Genomic DNA, 20,166 nt, shown 5'->3' with positions numbered 1-20,166 from the left:
CATGCAACTCGAAGGCTTGCAGTCGCTATGTGATGCTCAGCCTGCACGGCTGTCGGCCGTCATTAACTGAGCGGGAGCCCAGCCTCCCAGGAATCACAACTCATACACCACTCCGTGGGACGCGATCCGGTGATCAGCTCCTGTCCAAAAAAAGGAATCGCCCCGGCGGTCCAATCTGCGCCTTTGGTTCTCGCCATCTCTTCGCGAGTCTCGGCAGCGACGGTTAGCGCCAAAGCATCTATCTCAAGCTGATTCTGAAAGACTTCCTGCATTGCTTCGTTTAGTACTACGCTTTTAACGATCATTACTGCTCCTAAGTAAAATCCAATTTTGCCGCCGAGGCTGACGCTAGCGACGTTTGTTGGCGTTGAAATGTGCTGCGGTGCGGTTGGCGGACGAGTCTTTTCCAATAACGATTTCGCGTGCTTTCCAGATTCCCCATGCTAGCGCTACTGTCGCGAAAGCATATTGCGCTGGTCGAACTGGTTCAAAAAAAGCAATCCATGTCGGGAGTTGCCACCCCAGCGCAATTGCCAGAACAGTTCCCAATAAATGAGCTGACAGCGCTATCCACAAACCCTTGGTCATCGTTTTCCTTGTATAAAAGTCCTACTAAAAATTTCGTCGCTGCGAGGTCAACGGCCCGGTTGTGCCGCTGTAGCGCATCCAGTCTAGACGACGCACGCTACGGTTTTGCGGTGTAGGCGGCGAGTCGGCTGACTTCTTCGAGTTGATTTTAGTTTATTCAAAGAAACTTTGCAGCGAAAAAATTCATCATTAATAAAGCGACAATGAATCGCGTGCTGGAACGCCTGTTGAACGGTATTTGCGATCATGCTTGGGTTAGCGAGGCATGGTGGCTTACTTGGTGGTCAACGTTTGGTCCGCTGCTGGTTGAGTATTTTCATTACCGCCGCCACCAATTCTCATGAGCTGCCGCCACTTATTCTCATAGGGTGTCGCCACCGATTCTCATAGTTCGCTGACGGCCGTTCTCATGATGTGCCGCCACCCGTTTTCGCAGAGCGCCGTCAACCGCCTGCTCGTAGGCGGCCGCCATTATTCACAGTCCGCACCCTGACGCGTGTCGATGCCGGATCAGCTCTAAGTGCGATGGCGGGTAAGGCTGCAGACATTTAGGAAATATGCGATTGGATTAACGTTAAAACGCCGGATGTAATGGCGTGAGCCCTCCTCAAGTTGCATATTTAAGATGTTAGCTGCACGACGATATCTGCGCTGGCTTGCGGGGTTGAATTCGGGCGAAGGCGCGAGATCCTGATGGTGCGATCAATCCACCACAGGAGGAAGCCATGAAAAGCGACATCACCGTTTTGAAGGACAGCCGGACGCCAGTGCCCACGGTGCTGGGCCAACGTTCCGCGCGTATTCCGACCGCCGGAAAAATCAGGGCCGGAATCAAGGTGCTGACCCGCCGCGCCCAGGACAATGCCCACGCCCGCGACATCTACCAGCGCGGCATCGAAGAGGGGCGCGGTTTCGACGACATCGAACGCGCCCTTGCCCAAGCGCTGCCCGATTTGCAGCACCCCCTCGTCCCCAAGAACGTTCCGTACTTCACCGTGCGTGGCGCCGACTTCCCCAACCCCGAGACCGCGCGACAGATGCTCGATCTATATGGGGAAGATCGCGGCGACGGCGTGCGCCGTCTCTACCGGTTCCCGGTCGTCTTTCCGGCCGACGTGTGGCAGGCGGTGATGCCGCACGACCTGGTGTGCTGGGGCGCCGGCGAGAAGAAGTTCTGGAGCGAATATGCCGCCGATGGCCGTACGCGCCTGTGCAAATGCTACGCGCCGGTGCCGCAGGACCGTACGTCACGCAAGCCGATTCGCATCTTCGGCGGGCGCCGCACGCAGCTTCGCGCCGAGAACAGCGGCATGTGCGACCCGGAATTGTGTCCCGAATACCAGGCTCGCAAATGCAATCTATCAGGGCGCTTCATTTTCTACGTTCCGGGCATCCGGTCCTGCGACGCCTTCGAGCTGCCGACCAACAGCCTGTATTCGATGACGCGCGCGATCGAGAAGTTCGAGGCGCTGGCTTTCCTGCGCGGCGGCCGCATCTCGGGCTTCCTCGATGCGAAGCGCACACCGTTTTACATTTCGAAGGTGGAACGCGAGGTTCCGCACATCGACGAGCAAGGCCGGAGCGTGCGGACCAAGGTGTGGCTGATCGAGATGGAGGCCCCGATCGATGTCGCCGCGTTGCTGAACGTCGGCGACGGTGAGATTGTGCGGGAGGCCGACGCCGCTGCCATGACCTTTGAGGCGCCACCATCGGCAGGTGCGGCCGAAGATCGGGAGCCGTCGGCGCGCGATCACTTCGAACCGGAAGCGAATACGGAGCATGCCGGCACAACGGTGACTGCAGCCGCAGCCCCGATGACCGGCGGCGGTATCGAGGAGGTCGAGGCGATCCTCGGCGTGGTCGACGCCTTCGGCATGGACCGCGGCCGCTTCGAGGCGTTCGCGCAGAAGAGGTGGGGCGCCGGCTGGAAGCGCAACGCCGGTGGACGTTCCCGCGTGTTGGCCGTGCTGGAGGGATGCGAGGACGCGGCCGCGCTGGCGGCCGAGGTCGACGGCGCGCTGGGCGCTGCATCGGAAGCGTGAGGTGTGCGATGGACATTCGGATCGCACATTTCTCCGACCTGCACTATGCCCCGGAAACCCTGGTCGAAGTGGACCGCTGCTTTGCGTACGCGGTGGACGCGGCCATCGGTCGCGGGATCGACGCCGCCGTCATCTCCGGCGACGCCACCGACCACGCGCAGAACCTGCATTCGCCGGCCGTCGATGCGCTCGGCCGCAATGTGCGCAGGCTGGCCGACCACTGCCCGGTGCTGATACTACAAGGGACGTTCTCGCACGAGCCGCCCGGCACCTTGAACGTCTTCCGGCATTTCGGCGGCCGTTATCCCGTGCACGTGGCAGACCGGCTGCAGCAAGTCGCGCTCGATGGTGAGGGAAGCTGGCGCGTTTCCGATGGATGGCGTTTCGATGCGCTCCCCGATGGCACGCGGGCGCTGTTTTCCGCACTGCCGACCGTGAACAAGGCGGTGGTCGCTGCGGCGGCCGGCGCGGCGTCTGCAGCGGAGGAGGTGGGCACGCAGCTGTCCACCCTGTTGCGCGGCTATGGCTGTATCAATGATGGGGCGCGCGGGCTGGGCATCCCCACGGTCGGCGTGGCGCACGGCACTGTTCACGGCAGCACCAACGAGCATGGCGTGCCGATGGCCGGCAACGACCACGAATTCACGACCGGAGCGCTGTTCGCGGCGCGCGCCAGCGCGTTCATGCTGGGGCATATCCACCTGCACCAGTCATGGGAAAGCAATGGGCGCCTGGTCGCCTACGCCGGCTCGCCGGCGCGGCTGCATTACGGCGAGGAGGGCGACAAGGGATTCCTGATCTGGACCGTTGGCGCGGCAGGCAGTCGCTTTGAGCGGATCGCCACGCCGGCGCGGCGCACGATCGACCTGTGTTTCGACGGTCCGCCAGATCCCGCCTGTATCCGCGCGCGCATCGATGAACTGGATGTCGAAGGGGCGTTCATTCGGGTGCGCTGGCAAGTGTCGGAGGCGGAGCGCGACCAGGTCGACCGTGGCGCGCTGCTGGCCGCGTTGACCGGCGCGGCGCAGGTCAAGCTGGAAGGGCGGGTGCTGCCGGTGCAGATCGCGCGCATGGCGGGCATTTCCCGGATGGGACTGCGCGATCGCATCACCGTCTGGGCCGAAGCCGCCGGCGAAGAGGCCGCGCCATTGCTGTCGTGCGTGGAGTGGCTGGCTGCGCGCGATACCGAGTCGATCGCCCGGACGATACTTTCAAGCGGAGCGGCCCCGGTTCGGCGGGAAGTGAACCGCGCCGCCATGATCACTGTAGAGGAGGGCGCGTCATGAAGCCAGTTTCGTTGTACCTGAGAGGTTTTCGCGGCATCCGTGACGGCTTGGGCCGCGACGAGCTGTCGCTGGACCTGGCCGCTCTGACGGAGGGGGCGCAGCTGATCGCCATTTGCGGCGCGAACGGACGTGGCAAGACGACGGTGCTGGACAACCTGACCCCGTATCCGACCATGCCGTCGCGCGCCGGCGGCGACGGCAGCGGGGCCTTCTCCTACTATGACCACGTGTTCCTGCCGGAGAGCCTGAAGGATCTGGTGTGGGAGCACGGTGGCCGACGCTACCGCTCCCAGCTCGTCATCCGCAACGAGAGCCGGCGCCGGACCGAAGCCTATCTGCATGTGCTGGAGAATGCGCGCTGGTGCCCTGTCAGGACCGACGACGGGACGGTCGCCGACGGAAAGATGGAAACGTACATGCGGTGCCTCGACGCGGTGCTGGGGGCCGAGCGCACATTCTTCGTGTCGGCGTTCGCGGCGCAGGGACGGCGCCAGCTCTGCGCGTACCGCACCGGCGAAGTCAAGGCGCTGCTGGCCGATCTGCTGGGATTGGAGGACATCCGCTGCAAGGGACAACAGGCGGCGGAAGTGGTCAAGCTGCTGCGGGTTGGATTGGGCGCCGCGCGCGACGAATTGTCGGCGGCGGCGCTGGACATGGATGCGGCGAAGCTTGACGGCGCGCGGCTTCCGGCCATTGTCCGCGACATCGCGGCCGCGCAGGCACGGCGGTCGTCAACCCTCCGGAGTATCGATGTGTTGCACAAGACCTTGGCGAGGCTGGAGGCCGAGCGCGCCCAGTTGGCCGATCGTGCGGCCAACCGTGCAGCGTTGCAGACGGAGTTGGCCGGCCTGACCGCCTCGATGGCCCGGCAGGCGTCCGAACACGCGGCTGACCGCCAGCGGGAAGCAGGGCGACTGGCGCGCCTGCAACGCGAGGCGCAATCTCGTTGCGCGGACCAGCGGCGCGCCCGTGCGGCGATCGACGCGCAACGCGGGCTGGCGTGTGCTGTGATGGGCGAGGCCGGCGGGATCCGCCGCGCGTCGCGTCGCCTTGGCATGGCGCGCGCCGTGGTCGCGGCACGCGAGCAGCGCGCGCTGCGTTGCCGTGAGGTGGCCGCGGAACTGCGCACGGTGGAGGAGCGGGAGCGCAGCCTCGCCAAGGAAATCGAATCGGTCGAGCGCATGGCCGGACAGGCCGCGCTGCAGCTAGAGGACGTGCAGCGGCGCCATGGGCTGACCCTGACCGTCCCCTGCAAAGGCATGCCGATGCAGCAGGATTGTCGCTTGCTGGGCGACGCCCATGCGGCGCGGCCGTTGATCCCGGATGCCAGCGCGGAGCTGGCGCGCCTGAACGACACGCGCTCCGGACTGCGCTCGCAGTTGGCGCAGTTGAGGGTTCGGGCAGCCCGGCTGCGCATGGCGCCCAGACAGCTCGCGGACGCGGAGGCGAAACTGGCTCGGTCGCGGCGGCGTGCCGAAGGCGCCACGGCGCTGGCGGCGCGCAGCCGGGAGCTTGCACAGGCGGAGGCGACCATCCAGGATTGCGACGAGCGGCTGGGGCGCCTGGAACAATCGGCGCGGACGAGCGAGCGCCAGCAACTGGCGGAAACAACGGCGGTCGAGGCGGCCATCGCGCAGGTCGATGCACGGGCGGCGCGGCATCAAGCCGAGCAAGGTGCGGCGTGCGCGAGCTTGCGGCAGCGGCTTGCCCACTTGCCACCCGAGTTTGACGAGGCGCGTATCGCGGCGGCCGCGGAAGCGCTGCGCGTGGCGCAGGTTCAATCGCAGGCGGATGAGGCGGCTCTGGGGCCGCTGTTTCGTCAGCGCGCTGCCGCTGAAGAGGCGCTGGAGGCGGCGGACAAGCTGCGCGAGCGGTGCGCAGCCCTGCAGACGAGGTGCAGCGCGATCGAGACCGAGCTGTCCACCTGGACCATGTTCGCCAAATGCATGGGCAACGACGGTCTGATCGCGCTGATGATCGACGACGCCGGGCCGGAACTGTCGAGTCTTGCGAACGACCTGCTGTTGGCCTGCTACGGGCCGCGCTTCACGTTGTCGATCCGCACGCAGGTCGAAACCGCCAAGGGCGAAGCGCGCGAGGGCTTCGACATCGTGGTGCACGACGCGGAAGCCGGGCAATGCAAGCCGATGCACCAGATGAGCGGAGGAGAGCGCGTTTGGATCAACGACTGCCTGACGCGCGCCATCGCGCTCTATCTCGGCCAATGCTCCGGGCGTCACTATGAAACGCTTTTCACCGACGAGTCCGACGGGCCGCTGGACACGGAACGCAAGCGCATGTTCATGCGCATGAAGCGGCAGGTGCTGCGCGTTGGGGGGTACGAGCGGGAGTACTTCATTTCGCAAACGCTCGAAATGATAGCCATGGCCGATGCCGTCATCGACCTGGACGTGATGTGTGCGGACCTGCCCGGTTGAATCATTGTCGGGACAGCCTTTGCCGCCTTACAACCACGCCTATTTCACAGGGACTGCCGGTGCTTTCGTCAGCACTGCAACGGCGGCCAGCTCTCCTTCCGCCTCGGCGCCCGCGAGTCTTTGTTCTGGATAGTCACGCATTTTCTTCAAATCGAAATGAAGCAAGTGTGCGACTATCCGACGGCATTGCGGGAATGAATTCAACGCGTCAATGCCCGTGCTGGTGATGGATATCAGGATAGTGCTTGTGCGAGTGTTTGATTGGTGTGTGCCGGTGCGGGTGCACATGCGGTTCGGTTTTGTCCCACGGGAAGTCATGCTCATGCTGGTGGTGCGCATCATGGCGATGAGCGTGGGTGTGATCCAACGGGTCGTGTTCATGCTCGTGCTCATGGCTCTCGGTGAGATGCAGCCAAATGCCTCCGCCCATCAGCAGCGCGGCGATCCAGAAGAGGGTGCCGGGCTGCTCGCCGGGCAGGAATAAAGAAATGGCGGCGCCGACGAACGGTGCGGCCGAGAAGTAGGCCCCGGTGCGGGCCGTGCCCAGATGGCGCAAGGCGAGCACAAACATGACCAGGCTCAGGCCGTAGCCGCAAAATCCGATGACGGCCGCGCTCAATACCGTCGAGACGCCCGGCAAGCGGCTGCCAAGTGCGCCTGCAATGGAGAGATTGACGGCGCCGGCCACCAGTCCCTTGACGCAGGCGATTTGCACCGCGTCGCTGGCGGAGACCTTGCGTGTCAGGTTGTTGTCGATGCCCCAGCACAGGCAGGCGCCCACGATGGCCAGCGCGCCCACAGGCAGGCCTTGCGCGGTGGCCTGGTCCCACGAAAGCAGCACGCCGGCCGCCACGATCAGCAGCATGCCGATGAAGATGCGGCGATCGAAGTTCTCCTTGAAGACGAACCAAGCCAGCATCGAGGTGAGCACGCCTTCCATATTCAGCAGTAGCGACGCCGATGCGGCCGGCGTGGTCGTGAGGCCGAGCATCAGCAGCACCGGACCTGCCACGCCGCCGGCCAGGATCGCACCGCCCAACCATGGCCAGTCCTTGCGGGTCAGCCCCGCAATTTCACCGTTGCCGCCGCGCCGGACCAGTCCACGCGCCAGATAGAGCACCAGCAGGCCAAGGCCGCTGCCCATGTAGAGCATGCCTGCGAGGGCGACCGGCGCCATCTCGCCGACCAGGGACTTGGCGAACGGCGTGCTGGCGCCGAACAAGGCCGCCGCCAGCAGCGCATAGATCACGCCCTGGTGCAGCCCCGCGTTACGGTTGGGTGTCGGATTCATGCTTTTCTTTGTTTATTTGACGAGGAACTCGGAGGATACGGTGGTCTTCTCAGCCGTTGTGACGGTCGCGCGCGCTTTGGTTCCAGGCACGATTGTAGCCGCTTTCACCGGCGCCATCCCGTTCACCCCGGTTGGCTTCAGGACAACTTCGGTGACGTTGCCGCCGGCGGTATAGGACAGGGTGCCGGTCGCACCCACGGTCGAGACCTTGTGGCCGTCGTTGGTCAGGTAGACCATGGCGCCGTCCTTCTTCCTGGCCAGTTCCAGCTTGAGCGCCTGCTCCGGCGGTACGTCGTCGTGGTCCGGGTGCGCAAGCGCGGTGTTGGCGACCAGCGCCATGGCGGCGGTTAGCATCAGGGTCGTGTGTTTCATCTTGTTCATTCCATACTCCTCTTGCGCGGCGATGTCGATGGCCTCGCCGCAATCGCCATGCATTTTATTTGCGGACGATGTCGCTATAGAAGCCGCTGGTTTGCAGGGTCAGCGTGACCGGCGCCGCCGACGTGTTCTTCCAGTACCAGCCGTGCTCCCCGGTGAACGGGGCGATCAGCACCCCGCGCGACTCGCTCACGGCCTTGTCCTTGATGAAGCTTTCGAATTCGTCTTTCCCGGCGTTGGGTGGCTCGCCGTGAAAGTCCTGCAGCAGCAATTCACCGGCGCTGGTCTTCCACGTATAGGCCAGCGCCTGGCCTTTTGCGAGGCGGGTCTTGACCTCCAGTCCTTTCCCCGGCGGCAGCGTCACGTCCATCGTGTCGCTGCGATACGGTGTTTGCTGTCGGGCCGCGATCGTCAGCGAGCGTTCCTCGCCCTTCGCGGCCACATTCGACAGTGTGGTGGCGATGGCCTCGGTATTGGCGAAGCCGCTGGAGGGCGGGCCTTCCTCGCGCGACTCCTGATGCAGTCCGGTCAGCCCCAAAAGCTTGCCGGCGCCGGTCGGATCGATACCGTATTCGGCGGGCAGGACGGCGAACGTCAGGAGCACGGCCGCGATGGCGCAGGCGGCCAGGACGCCGCGCAGCAGTTCTTTTTTCGGGGCCGGCGCGATGATGTGCAGGGATTCGGACATTAAAGACTCCTTATTGGGTAATCAATCCGGCGAGCTGGAAGCCCGCCAGGGTCAAGCCGGCGGCCATCAGGGCGATGTTGCCGCGGATGGCGTTGCGGGCGAAGCTGGCGGTGCCGCGCCAGAAGCGCATCAGCACCAGGATCATGCCGAGCGCGAGCAGCTGGCCGATCTCGACGCCGACGTTGAAGGCGATCATGTTGGGGATGAGGCCGTCCGGCGACAGCGCGAAATCCTGCAGCTTGGTGGCCAGCCCCAGTCCATGGAAGAAGCCGAAAATGAGCACGGCCGCCTTCTTGTTGGGCTGCAGCCCGAACACGCTGCGGAAACCACCCAGGTTGTCGAAGGCGCGGTAGACGATGGACAGTCCGATGATGGCGTCCACCAGATAGGCGTTGATGTGCCAGCCATTGAGCACGCCCAGCAGCAGCGTGGTGCTGTGGCCCAGCGCGAACAGCGTCACATACAACCCGATGTCCTTCATCCTGTGCAGGAAGAAGATGACGCCGACCAGGAATAGCAGGTGGTCGTACCCCGTCACCATGTGCTTGGCGCCCAGGTACAGGTAGGGAAGGAGATGCAGTCCCTGGGCGCCTTGCAGAAATCCTTTGTCAGGTTCCGATACGCCATGCGCCAGCGCGGCGCCGGCGGCGATGGCCAGGGCTGCGGCGAGCAGCGCCCGCAGCCATCCGGCCGGTTTGAAAATAGTCATATCACAGTCCTCAGGTTAAGCCAGCTCAGGGAGCTGCGCCGGGCGAGGCGCTTTCCGGCGGCGTAGCACCATCGCGGTCAGCGCCGGTAGCACGAACAAGGTCAGCACGGTGGAGGTGAGCAGGCCGCCGATCACCACGGTCGCCAACGGCTTTTGCACCTCGGCGCCGGTCCCAGTGGCGATCGCCATCGGCACAAAGCCCAGCGAGGCGACCAACGCCGTCATCAGAACCGGGCGCAGGCGTTCCAGCGCGCCCTCGATGACGGACGTCGCCGCGTCCATGCCGTCGGCCATGCGCTTGTTGATGGCGGAGATCAACACCAGCCCGTTGAGCACCGCCACCCCGGAAACGGCGATGAAACCGACCGCCGCCGAAATCGAGAACGGCATGCCGCGCAAGATCAGCGCGAAGACCCCGCCCGCCAGGGCCAGCGGCACCGCCGTCAGCACGGTGGCGGTCAGCATGGCGTTGCCGATGGCCAGGTACAGCGCGCCGGCGATCAGCACGAGGCAAATCGGCACGATGACCGCCAGCCGCTGGGTGGCCGCCTTCAGGTTCTGAAACTGGCCGCCCCATTCGATCCAGGTGCCGGCCGGCAGCCGGACCTCGCTGGCCAGGCGGCGCTGGGCGTCGTCGACGAAGCTGCCCAGGTCGCGTCCGACGACGTTGGCCTCGACGTAGATGCGGCGCTTGCCGTTGTCGCGGCTCACCTCGTTCAAGCCCTGGGTGAACCGGAACTGCACCAGCTGGCGCAGCGGCACCGAGGCGCGCTGTCCGCCGTCGGCGCCGGCCAGCATGACGGGCAGGGCGCCCAGCGCATCGAGGTCGTCGCGCAGTCCGCGCGGCAGGCGCACCACGACGTCGAACCGGCGGTCGCCGTCGAAGACCTGGCCGGCGGCGCGTCCGCCCAGCGCGATGGAGATGGTGTCCGCCACCTCCTTCACGGTCAGGCCGTAGCGGGCGATGGCGGCGCGGTCGAAAACAATGTCGAAGGTCGGGAAGCCTTCGGTCTGCGCCACGCGCACGTCGGCCGCGCCGGCGGTCTTGCGCAGCACCGCCGCGATGCCCTTGGCGGCTTCGGACAGCTGGTCCAGATCGTCGCCGTAGAGCTTCACCGCCACATCGCTGCGGACCCCTCCGATCAATTCGTTGAACCGCATTTCGATGGGCTGGGTGACGTCGTAGTTGTTGCCGACCAGGGACGCGGTCTTCTCGCGGATGCGCTCGATCACCTGCTCCTTGGTCGTCACGCCCGCAGGCCACTCATCTTTAGGTTTTAGAATGATGTAGTTGTCGGAGGCGTTCGGCGGCATCGGGTCCGCCGCCAGGCTGGCGGTGCCGGCCTTGGAGTAGACCATCTTGACCTCGGGCAGAGTCAACACCGCCTTCTCCAGCGACAGATCGATGGCGACCGACTGGTCGATGGAGGTCGATGGGATGCGCACCGACGACAGATTCAGGTTCTGCTCGTCGAGCGTGGGCATGAACTCGCGGCCGACCAGTGCGAACGCCGCCAGCGCGAGGACCATTACGGCGACGCCGGCGCCGATGAACGGCAGCGGCGTGGCCACCGCGCGGCGTAGCCAGGGCGCGTAGCGGCGCTTGGTGGCGTCGACGGCGCGCACTTCCTTCTCCGCGAACGGCCCCTTCATCATCACCGCGATCAGCGCCGGCACGAAGGTGATCGACAACGCAAACGCCGACGCCAGGGCCAGCATCAGCGTGATGATCATCGGCGAGAACATCTTGCCTTCCACTCCCTGGAAGGACAGGCAGGGCAGGAACACCAGGAAGATGACCAGCTGGCCGTAGATGGTCGGGCGCAGCATTTCGCGCGAGGAGGCCACCACTTCCTCCAGCCGCTCCCCGAGCACCAGCATGCGGCCCTCGTGCCGCTGGCGCTCGGCCAGACGGCGCAAGGTGTTTTCGACGATGATGACGGCGCCGTCGATGATCAGGCCGAAGTCCAGCGCGCCGAGGCTCATCAGATTGCCGGAAATGCCCAATGAATTCATGCCGACGGCGCTCATCAGCAGCGACAGCGGGATCACCAGCGCGGCGATCAGCGCCGCGCGCCAGTTGCCCAGCAGGGCGAACAGGATGACCACCACCAGCAGCGCGCCTTCGGCCAGGTTCTTAGCCACGGTGCCGATGGTGGCCATCACCAACTGCGAGCGGTCGAGCGTCGGCACGAGGGTGACGCCGGCCGGCAGCGTGGTCTTGATCGCCTGGAGCTTGTCACCGACGGCGCCGGCGACGGTGCGGCTGTTGGCGCCGACCAGCATCAGGGCGCTGCCGATCACCGTTTCGTTGCCGTCACGGCTGGCCGCGCCGCGGCGCAGCTCGCCGTCGATATTGACCTTGGCCACCTGGGCCACCGTGACCGGCACGCCGTTGCGGGTGGCGATCACCGCACGGGCGATCTCGTCCTGGCTGCGCAGACGGCCGTCTGCGCGCACCAGATAGGCTTCGCCGGAGCGGCGGATGTAGTCGGCGCCGACCGAAACGTTGGCTTCCTCGATGGTGCGCGCCAGTTCGGCATAGGAAATCCCCAGCGCCGCCAGCTTGGCCGAATCCGGCTCGACGACGTACTCCTTGACGTAGCCGCCCAGCGAATCGATATCGGCCACACCCGGCGTGGTGCGCAGCTGCGGGCGCACGATCCAGTCCTGCACGGTGCGCAGGTAGGCCAGCTGCGCCACCCGGTCGGGCAGGCGCTCGCCTTGTTCGGTCATGAAGCTGCCGTCGCTCTGCCAACCGGGCTGGCCGTCGTTGCGCGGTGCGCCGGTGCCGTTGGCGTGCAGGAATTCCACGCTGTAGTGGAACACCTCGCCCAGGCCGGTTGACACGGGGCCCATCTGCGGCACGGCGCCCTCCGGCAGGTCGCTCTGCGCGCGCGACAGGCGCTCGGAGACCTGCTGGCGCATGAAGTAAAGGTCGGCGCTTTCCTTGAAGATCGCGGTGACCTGGCTGAAGCCGTTGCGCGAGAACGAACGCACGCTCTCCACGCCGTTCAGGCCGGCCAGCGCGGTTTCAATCGGGAAGGTCACGCGCTTCTCGACCTCCACCGGGCCCAGCGTCGGCACCACGGTGTTGATCTGCACCTGCTTGTTGGTGATGTCGGGCGTGACGTCGATCGGCAGCACATTGAGCTGCCACGCGCCGACCAGCGCGACCACCAGCGTCATGCACAGCACCAGCCAGCGCGAGCGTACGGAAGCGGTAAGGAGGGTATCGATCATCATTCGTCCTTGGCGCTCTTGATCATGTCGGCTTTGACCAGAAAGGCGTTGCGGGTGGCCACCAGCTCGCCGGCGCGCACGCCCGACACGATCCGGGCGCTGCCGCCACTGCGCTCGCCCACCAGCACCCGCTGGACGCGGAAGCCATCCCTGGTGCGGACGAACAGCACGTCACGCCCCTCGATGTTTTGCACCGCGTCCTCCGGCACCACCAGGCCGGCGGCGCCGGCCTGCAGATGGAAGCGCACCTGCACGCCTTCCCCGGCCACCAGCGTGGCGGTCCTGGCGTCCGGTGTCAGCACCGCCGTGGCGGCGCGGGCGCTGCCGCTGACGGCCGTGGTCACGCTGCGCACCGTCGCGGCGATCGGCTCGCCGCTGGCCGCGATGACCGTCGCCTTGTCGCCCGCCTTGACCCGGCTGATGTCCGCCGCCGCAATCGACGCCTCCACCTGCATGGGACCATGGCCGGTGATGTGGAACAGTTCCGTCTGCGGCTGCACGAAGGCGCCCAACGTGCCGGCCTGCGCGGTGATCGTGCCGGCGATCGGGCTGATCACGGCCACGGATTTGCCGTCGGCCGAGACGTGCGCCGCGCGCGCCACGAGCGCCGCACGCTGCACCTCGCTCTCGGCCACGCTCAGGGCGGCCCTGGCCGCCTCCATGTCCTGGCGGGGGGACACGCCTTGCTCGAACAGCGAGGCTTCGCGGGCATAGGCCTTGCGGGCCAGTTCGGCCTTGGCGTTGGCCACGCTGCGCTCGGCCGCCATGCTGGCCGCTTCCATGCTGTCCACCTGGGCCAGCGCTTCGCCGGCCTTCACCGTGTCGCCCAGTTGCCGGTTGATACGCGCAATATTGCCGGCCGCGCGCGCCACGACCACCGCCTCGCTGTTGGGCGGGGCGGTGACGGTGCCGGACGACAGGATCTGCGCGCCGGCGTCGCCGTTACCGACGGCCTCGACGGCGATCTTGGCGATCGCTAGGTATTCGGCCGGTATCTTGATTTCCGGGTTGGCTGCCGGCTGCGCCGGCGCCGTGGCGGCCACCGGCGCGGCGGCCGGCGCGTCGCGACGGCCCAACCAGTGCGCGGCACCGAAGCCCAGCGTGGCGGCCAGCGCCACCAGTAAGCCAGCCAGCGGCCAGCTCATCGGTCGTTTATGTGGTTCCATCATGGTGCTTCTCCAAATGCGATGCGGCCTTCGGCCAGGGACAGGGTGGCAATGGCGCGCACGCGGGCCAGACTGGCCTCGATGGTGAGCGTTTTTGCCTCGGACAGGGCGCGGCGTATCGCCAGCAGTTCGATCAGCGCGGTCTTGCCGGCGTCGTAGCCAATGCGGCCGAGACGATATGCCTCGGTGGCGGCGGACTCGGACAGTTGCGCCGCTTGCAGGCTGCGCTCGGCCGCCGCCATTTGCGCCAGGGCGGCACGGTGCTGGGCCAGCGTTTCCAGTCGCGCGGCTTCGAGACGCAGCGTGGCGGCGTTGGCGCGTTCCGTGGCGGCGTTCACGCCGCTCTGGTTGCGATCGAACAGCGGCACATTGAGCGTGACGCCCACGACGGCCGCGCTCTCGTTGCTCCAGCCGAATTTACGCATGCCCACGCTGACGCCCACGTCGGGCATCCAGCGCTTTTCCTCGACACGCACCTGCGCCTGCACGGCATCGCGTTCGGCGGCGGCGCTGGCGAACGCGGGCGCCTGTTCGGCCGACCAGTTCTGGGCCACGGGGCGGGCGGCGGCGACGGCCAGGAAAGGACGATCAATGCGGGTGTAGGATTCAGCGGCGCCGGCCAGCGCGGACAGTCGTTCCAGCGCCTCGACGGCAGCGGCGGCCGCCGACTGGGCGGCAGCCTGGGACGCCGCCGCGCTCGCTCTCGCCTGGGCCACGCGCAGATCGGCTTCGCGCCCGGCCTTCACCAGCGCCTGCGCCGCGCGCAAATCCTCCTCGGCGCGGGCGACGTCGCCGTCGGCGACTTCGCTGCGCAATTGCAGCGCCTCGGCGGTGGCGTAGGCCAGCGCCAGTTCGTTGGCGTACAGGATGCGGGCCTGCTTCTCCTGGATGCCGGCGGCGTCGGCCTTGCGCGCCTCTGCCTCGATGCGGGCGCTACGCTTGCCGCCGGCCTCGAAGACCTGGGTGAGTGTATAGGTGTCCTGCCGCTGGGTGACGCCGCCAGGCTTCGGCCCACCGAGGTTTTCGGCAGTCACGTTGAGCGACGGATTGTTCCAGGCGCGCGCCTGCAGCGCGTCGGCCGCCGCTGCCCGGGTGCTGGCGGCCTGCGCCAGCAGTTGGGGGGCGCGCGACTGCGCCTGCCGCAGCAGCTCGGCGTAAGAAGGTGTTTCTGCGTGCGCTGCCGCCGTCGCGCCGAGCAGCAGCGACAGCAGAGCGCCATGCGGCATGCGGCCGCGTGGTAGTGAGATAGACATGAAAGCCCCTGCAAAATGGAAATGGATGCAGTACGGCGGGCGGCGTCCCGGCCAAGTGGACGGACGTGACTAGGCAGCCCGCGCTACGCGGGCAGGCAAGGAGGGCGGAGCGGGGGAAGGGTGGTCCGATCCGAATAGGCAAGGCCGGCAAAGACCGGCGGCGCGTCGGCCGGCGCCGACACCGGCAAGGGCGCGGGCGCCTGGAGCAGCAGCTGCAGGCTGCCGCCATGTTCGTAGTCGCTCAGGTGCTGCACAGACTTGCTGGAATGGTCTTCATGCGGACCCGCGCCGGCGTCGTCATCGTCATCGTCATCGTCGTCGTCGTGATGATGCGGGACATGGGCTTCATGCTCGGCGATGTGCTTGCTGACGACGGCCGCGTCAGCGCCACCGCCCAACAAATGGACGAGGTTACGCTGCATGGCGGTTGCGGTCTGCCATGGCAATAACAGCATCATCAGAATGAGCAGTGCTTTTTTCATGAAGTCGCCGGCGGACCGGGACGGATAAGGTTGAGCTGGGCATTATATCCCGCGAACTCGAAGGAATGTCAAACCCCGATCGACGCGGCGAGCATGAGGTCGGTCAGGTCGCCGACATCGTATCAAACAAAAAAACCTTCCGCGTTCCTATCGCAAGGCCCTTGCCAACTATTTTTACTTCTTTTTTCTTCGGCTGGCCATGGTAATTTTGGGGGGAATCCTGGCCAGTTCGTTCCGACGCTTCCGCTCCAGAATGCGCTTCTTTCGTCCCTTGTAATGTATCCAGGCCATGAAGATCGCCATGAACAACAGTACGGCGATGGAACCGTACCACTCCACCAGAAAACCTTTAAAGAACATTTGCCATCTGCGCTGCACCCACTTCTCCGGATCCTGCTGACCATCAAGATCATCAGGAACGAGAAAAGCGTTCTGCTCAAGGTGCACCTGATCAAGTGTCAGGTTTGGCGGATTGCCGCTTGAACCTTAATGCCGCTTTAACGTTGGGTTTGATCTAATGGCGGCTATTCCTATCCTGTTTAAAAGAGTCCACGCCGAATGTCTCCCTGCCGCATTTATATTCCTGCCGCGCTTGCTACTTGCGCGGCGCTTGCCAACGCCCAAACCTTGAGCGCCGATGCGCCGGCCACGGTGGTGGTGGCTGGCAAGCGTGCCGACGTGATCAACAAGATCGATCGCAAAGTGTACCGTGCTGATGCGGACTTGCAAGCGGCCACCGGCAGCGCCGCCGACATCATGAACAATATCCCATCGGTCGAGGTGGATATCGACGGCACCGTCAGCCTGCGTGGCGATACCAGCGTTACCGTGCTGATCGACGGCAAGCCTTCCAGCCAGATGCAAGGCGCCGCCCGCGGCGGCGCCTTGCAGGGCTTTGCAGCCGCCGATATCGAACAGATCGAAATCATCACATCGCCTTCGGCGGAGTTCAAGCCGGACGGTTCGGGCGGCATTATCAACATCGTCACCAAGAAAAGCCGTAAGCGGGGCGGTTCCGGCCAACTGCTGGCCAATATGGGCAACGAAGGCCGGCACAACGCCAACCTGAGTGGTAGCTACAACACCGGCGCGCTGGACTTCAACGGCAGTCTGGGCAAGCGCCAGGATACTCGCCGGCGCATCAGCGACAATCAGGCGGGTCCGCGTGATGCCGCGCAAGGTTATTCGTACCAGGTACAGGATGAATCCAACGACCGCTGGTACGGAAAGGGCGGCGTCAGATACGCGCCGGACGCCAGCCGGACCATGGGCTTGACACTGGACTACGCCAGCCGCAGCGAGCACCGTATCAGCACGGAAAATGCCGCGCCATTCGATGGGCCGGTCTATCAGCGTTCCGGCCGCGGCGGTGGTCCCCGTGCTGATGCCGGCGGGGCGATGAGCTTCGACCAGAAGCTGCCCCTGCCGGGCGAAGCGCTGTCGTTCTACATGCAGCGCAGCCACTCGATAGAAACCAACCAGTACGATTATGTGGCGGTCGACGCGGCGCCCGCGCTGCAGCGTGATTTCGGCCAGGAAGTGTACGACATCGCAAAATTCAGCGGCTCCTACGTGCGGCCCTACGGCGCTGGCGCCACGCTCAAGCTGGGCTACGATATCGAGTCCGACCACAACGGCTTCAACAATTGGAGCGCCAGCGGCGCGGGCGAACCGCCGGCCGTCAATCATGCGACGGACAACCGTTTCCGCTACCGCCAGATCGTCAGCGCGGCCTATACGACCTACGGCGTCAAGAACGGCATGCTGGAACTGCTAGGCGGTTTGCGCCTGGAGCAGGTCGACATCCACACGCTGCAACAGGTCTCCGGCGACACCAGCGGCCAACATTACCACAAGTTCTACCCGACGCTGAACCTGCTCTACACGCTGAACGAGCAGGACGTGCTGACGGTAGGCTACAGCAAGCGCGTGCGCAAGCCGGACCCGGAAGACCTGAATCCCTACGTCAACGCCGCCGATCCCAAGAACCTGCGCCAGGGCAATCCCGCGCTGCGGCCGCAAATCACCGATGCGCTGGAACTTGGCTACCGGCGCGAAGGAGGCGGCGCTTCTTACGGGCTGATCGCGTACTACCGCCGTAGCCGCGACGGCGACACCGAAGTGCTGACGCCGATTGATGGCGACGTGGTATTGATTACCAAGGCCAACCTACCGACCAACCAGTCCGGCGGCATCGAGTTCAGCTCGGCGGGCAAGCTGACGCCCAAATGGGGCTTCAATGTCAGCGGCAACGCGTTTTGCAACCAGATCAATACGCAAGCGCTGGGCACGGGCGGCAGCCGTTTCAGCCTGGGATTCAATGGCAAGGGAACGCTCGACTACCAAGCCGGTGCACGTGATCGGGTCCAGCTCAGCGCCAACTACCGTGGCAAGCGCTTGACGCCGCAGGGGTATGTGATGCCGGTTGGCGTCCTCAATGCCGGCTACCGCCACCAGATTGACGAGGCGCTGACGCTGGTGGCGACCGTATCGGATCTGTTGAACAGCCAACGCAACCGGAGGGTCTACGATACGGCCGATTTCAGCGGCACCTACCGTCGTCGTCAGACGGGACAAGTAGCGTATATCGGCCTGGCCTACACCTTCGGTGGCGTGAAGAAGAGCAAGGACGCGGAATTTAACTACGAATAGCGGGTCAGGCCTTGTTGTCGACTAACAAACCTTTTGGCAAGTTCTGCAGATCCTTGCCGATTTCCAGCGCTTGCTCGGAGGGGAATTGGCGTAACACTTTGTGGGACTCGGTGTCGATCACCTTGACCACCGAGTAGCCGCTGGCCTCGTCGATACTGAACTGCACTTCGCTGTTGACTTTCAGGAAACGATTGATGGCTTCTACGGAATTTTTCAAGTCGGCTGGTTTGGGCGGCGGGCTGCCGGTGACTTTTGCTGCTGGCGTCGCCCGTGCCGCGCTGTCGGCGGCCGCCTTTGGCGCCGTGCTTGCGGCCGGACGTGCCTGCGCCGCCGTTGTCTCGGCTGGCGGCGGCGTGGCACCGGTGGTAACCCGCGGTCCTATGTTCATTGTCTTGCTTCCTCATCAGCGGGGGCGGGGCGCATTGCGGATACACTCACCCCTATCTTGGGTTACGGCGGGACTTTGAAAAAATTGAGGGAAAGCACAAAATTTATGACATTTACATCGCAGGAATCGCTGGATCCCGCTGATTGGGACTCTTTGCGCGAGCAAGGCCACTGCATGCTCGACGACATGATCGACTACTTGCGCGCGCTGGAGCAGCGGCCGGTCTGGCAGCCGATTCCGGACCTGGTGCGGGCCTCGCTGCGCGAGCCGCTGCCGCGAGCCGGCAGTGAGTTGTCGGAAGTGCATCAAATATTCATGCGGCAGATTCTGCCTTATGCCGTGGGAAATGCGCATCCCGGTTTTTTCGGCTGGGTACACGGCGGTGGTACGGCGGTTGGCATGCTGGCCGAGATGCTGGCTGCGGGATTGAACGCCAACCTGGGCGGTCGCGATCAGATGCCCGTCGAGTTGGAGCTCCAGGTGGCTCGCTGGATGGCGGCGCTGTTTGGCTTTCCTGACACCGCGAGTGGCCTGTTCGTCACCGGCACGTCGATGGCCAATATGATCGCCCTGCTGGTGGCGCGCAGGCGGGCGCTGGGCCCGGAAGTGCGGCGGCAGGGTATAGGGTGGGGAAATCGCTTGGTGGCCTATACATCGAGTTCCGCCCACGGCTGCATCGCGCAGGCCATGGACTTGGCCGGGCTGGGCACTGCGGCGCTGCGAACGGTGCCGGTGAATGAGAGTTTCGAGATGGACACGACGGCGCTGGAAGCGGCCATCGTCGAGGATCGTGCCGCCGGCCGCGTGCCGTTCATGGTATGCGCCACCGCCGGGACGGTCGATGTCGGTGCGGTGGATGATCTGGCGGCGGTCTCGGCAGTCTGCCAGCGCCACGGGCTGTGGTTCCATGTCGACGGCGCCTATGGCGCGTTAGCTATGTTGTCGCCGCAGTTGGCGGGACGGCTGGACGGTATCCAGCAAGCCGACTCGATCGCCTTCGATTTTCATAAATGGGGACAAGTGCCTTATGACGCCGGTTTCGTGCTGGTGCGTGATAGTGAAATGCATCAGCAAACCTTCGCGCTGCCGACCGCCTATCTGCGGCGCGACGAGCGCGGCATGGCCGCCGGTTCGCCTTGGCCCTGCGATTTCGGCCCGGACCTGTCGCGCGGCTTCCGGGCGCTGAAGACCTGGTTCACACTCAAGGTGTATGGCAGCGATAGGCTGGGCGAGGTGATCGCCGCCACGTGCGCGCTGGCGCGCTACCTCGCACAGCAGGTCGCGGCGCGGCCGGCGTTGGAGCTGATGGCGCCAGTGTCGCTGAACATCGTCTGTTTCCGTCATCGCGGCGTCGATGCGGATAGCTTGAACGCAGCGTTGGTGGCGGACCTGCAGGAGTCCGGCGTGGCGGCACCGTCGCTGGCCAACATCAACGGGCAGTTGGCGATACGGGTGGCGGTGGTCAACCACCGCAGCGGCGAGCGTCACATCGATGCCTTGCTCGTGGCGCTGGAGGAACTGGCGCAAGCCCGGCTTGCGGCTCAATGAGCGGAGCGATTCAG

The 20,166-nt window shown here is 65.1% G+C and carries 17 protein-coding genes; 5 read left to right on the top strand and 12 right to left on the bottom strand.

The features are described from left to right. Positions 1–62: 62 nt before the first annotated feature. Positions 63–305: a hypothetical protein gene (locus tag GTP90_RS21600; protein WP_161085474.1), complete on the bottom strand. Its 243-nt coding sequence runs from the start codon at positions 303–305 to the stop codon at positions 63–65. A gap of 43 nt (positions 306–348) precedes the next feature. After that, a complete protein-coding gene (locus tag GTP90_RS21595) occupies positions 349–588 on the bottom strand; it encodes a hypothetical protein (protein ID WP_161085473.1) in 240 nt (79 codons plus the stop codon). 725 nt (positions 589–1,313) lie between these two features. Here GTP90_RS21595 and GTP90_RS21590 point away from each other — a divergent pair. The 3 genes from GTP90_RS21590 to GTP90_RS21580 are packed head-to-tail and all read left to right on the top strand — an operon-like array spanning position 1,314 to position 6,354. Further along, positions 1,314–2,630 carry a recombination directionality factor gene (locus tag GTP90_RS21590; RefSeq protein WP_161085472.1) on the top strand — a complete coding sequence of 439 codons (1,317 nt, stop codon included), beginning with the start codon at positions 1,314–1,316 and terminating at the stop codon, positions 2,628–2,630. 8 nt (positions 2,631–2,638) lie between these two features. Further along, positions 2,639–3,916 (top strand): metallophosphoesterase family protein, encoded by a 1,278-nt coding sequence (locus GTP90_RS21585; RefSeq protein WP_175048178.1) that lies wholly within the window; start codon positions 2,639–2,641, stop codon positions 3,914–3,916. Continuing rightward, complete coding sequence (locus tag GTP90_RS21580; RefSeq protein ID WP_161085471.1) at positions 3,913–6,354, top strand: sbcc family protein; 2,442 nt, start codon at positions 3,913–3,915, stop codon at positions 6,352–6,354. Before GTP90_RS21585 ends, GTP90_RS21580 begins: the two co-directional genes overlap by 4 nt. A gap of 208 nt (positions 6,355–6,562) precedes the next feature. On the opposite strand, the gene GTP90_RS21575 is transcribed toward GTP90_RS21580, so the two are convergent. From GTP90_RS21575 to GTP90_RS36465, 9 genes are all read right to left on the bottom strand, one after another. Beyond that, a complete protein-coding gene (locus tag GTP90_RS21575) occupies positions 6,563–7,645 on the bottom strand; it encodes a DMT family transporter (protein ID WP_161085470.1) in 1,083 nt (360 codons plus the stop codon). A gap of 12 nt (positions 7,646–7,657) precedes the next feature. Next, on the bottom strand, positions 7,658–8,026 hold the full coding sequence (locus GTP90_RS21570) for a hypothetical protein (protein ID WP_161085469.1): 369 nt from the start codon (positions 8,024–8,026) through the stop codon (positions 7,658–7,660). 55 nt (positions 8,027–8,081) lie between these two features. Next, entirely contained in the window at positions 8,082–8,711 is a 630-nt protein-coding gene (locus GTP90_RS21565) for a hypothetical protein (RefSeq protein WP_161085468.1), read from the bottom strand. A 10-nt stretch (positions 8,712–8,721) separates the two neighbouring features. Further along, positions 8,722–9,420, bottom strand: a complete 699-nt coding sequence (locus GTP90_RS21560) for a HupE/UreJ family protein (RefSeq protein ID WP_161085467.1) — start codon at positions 9,418–9,420, stop codon at positions 8,722–8,724. A 15-nt stretch (positions 9,421–9,435) separates the two neighbouring features. After that, positions 9,436–12,663 (bottom strand): CusA/CzcA family heavy metal efflux RND transporter, encoded by a 3,228-nt coding sequence (locus GTP90_RS21555; protein ID WP_161085466.1) that lies wholly within the window; start codon positions 12,661–12,663, stop codon positions 9,436–9,438. Then, on the bottom strand, positions 12,663–13,832 hold the full coding sequence (locus GTP90_RS21550; RefSeq protein ID WP_161085465.1) for an efflux RND transporter periplasmic adaptor subunit: 1,170 nt from the start codon (positions 13,830–13,832) through the stop codon (positions 12,663–12,665). Before GTP90_RS21550 ends, GTP90_RS21555 begins: the two co-directional genes overlap by 1 nt. Next, a complete protein-coding gene (locus GTP90_RS21545) occupies positions 13,829–15,082 on the bottom strand; it encodes a TolC family protein (protein WP_161085464.1) in 1,254 nt (417 codons plus the stop codon). The genes GTP90_RS21550 and GTP90_RS21545 overlap by 4 nt, the downstream gene beginning before the upstream one ends. A gap of 83 nt (positions 15,083–15,165) precedes the next feature. Beyond that, positions 15,166–15,564, bottom strand: a complete 399-nt coding sequence (locus GTP90_RS21540) for a hypothetical protein (RefSeq protein ID WP_161085463.1) — start codon at positions 15,562–15,564, stop codon at positions 15,166–15,168. A 174-nt stretch (positions 15,565–15,738) separates the two neighbouring features. Continuing rightward, complete coding sequence (locus GTP90_RS36465; RefSeq protein WP_175048177.1) at positions 15,739–16,011, bottom strand: hypothetical protein; 273 nt, start codon at positions 16,009–16,011, stop codon at positions 15,739–15,741. A gap of 111 nt (positions 16,012–16,122) precedes the next feature. On the opposite strand from GTP90_RS36465, the gene GTP90_RS21535 reads away from it, so the two are divergent. Next, positions 16,123–18,216 carry a TonB-dependent receptor domain-containing protein gene (locus tag GTP90_RS21535; RefSeq protein WP_161085462.1) on the top strand — a complete coding sequence of 698 codons (2,094 nt, stop codon included), beginning with the start codon at positions 16,123–16,125 and terminating at the stop codon, positions 18,214–18,216. Between the two features lie 4 nt (positions 18,217–18,220). On the opposite strand, the gene GTP90_RS21530 is transcribed toward GTP90_RS21535, so the two are convergent. After that, a complete protein-coding gene (locus tag GTP90_RS21530; protein WP_161085461.1) occupies positions 18,221–18,604 on the bottom strand; it encodes a flagellar protein FlaG in 384 nt (127 codons plus the stop codon). A gap of 75 nt (positions 18,605–18,679) precedes the next feature. Between GTP90_RS21530 and GTP90_RS21525 the strand changes: the two genes are divergently transcribed. Beyond that, positions 18,680–20,152: a pyridoxal phosphate-dependent decarboxylase family protein gene (locus GTP90_RS21525; protein ID WP_254451982.1), complete on the top strand. Its 1,473-nt coding sequence runs from the start codon at positions 18,680–18,682 to the stop codon at positions 20,150–20,152. The last annotated feature ends 14 nt before the right edge of the window (positions 20,153–20,166 follow it).

Source organism: Duganella vulcania (assembly GCF_009857655.1).
In the GTDB taxonomy this organism is placed as follows: domain Bacteria; phylum Pseudomonadota; class Gammaproteobacteria; order Burkholderiales; family Burkholderiaceae_D; genus Rugamonas; species Rugamonas vulcania.
Note: the sequence above shows the minus strand (reverse complement) of the source record. Positions and strands in the feature narration are given on the sequence as shown.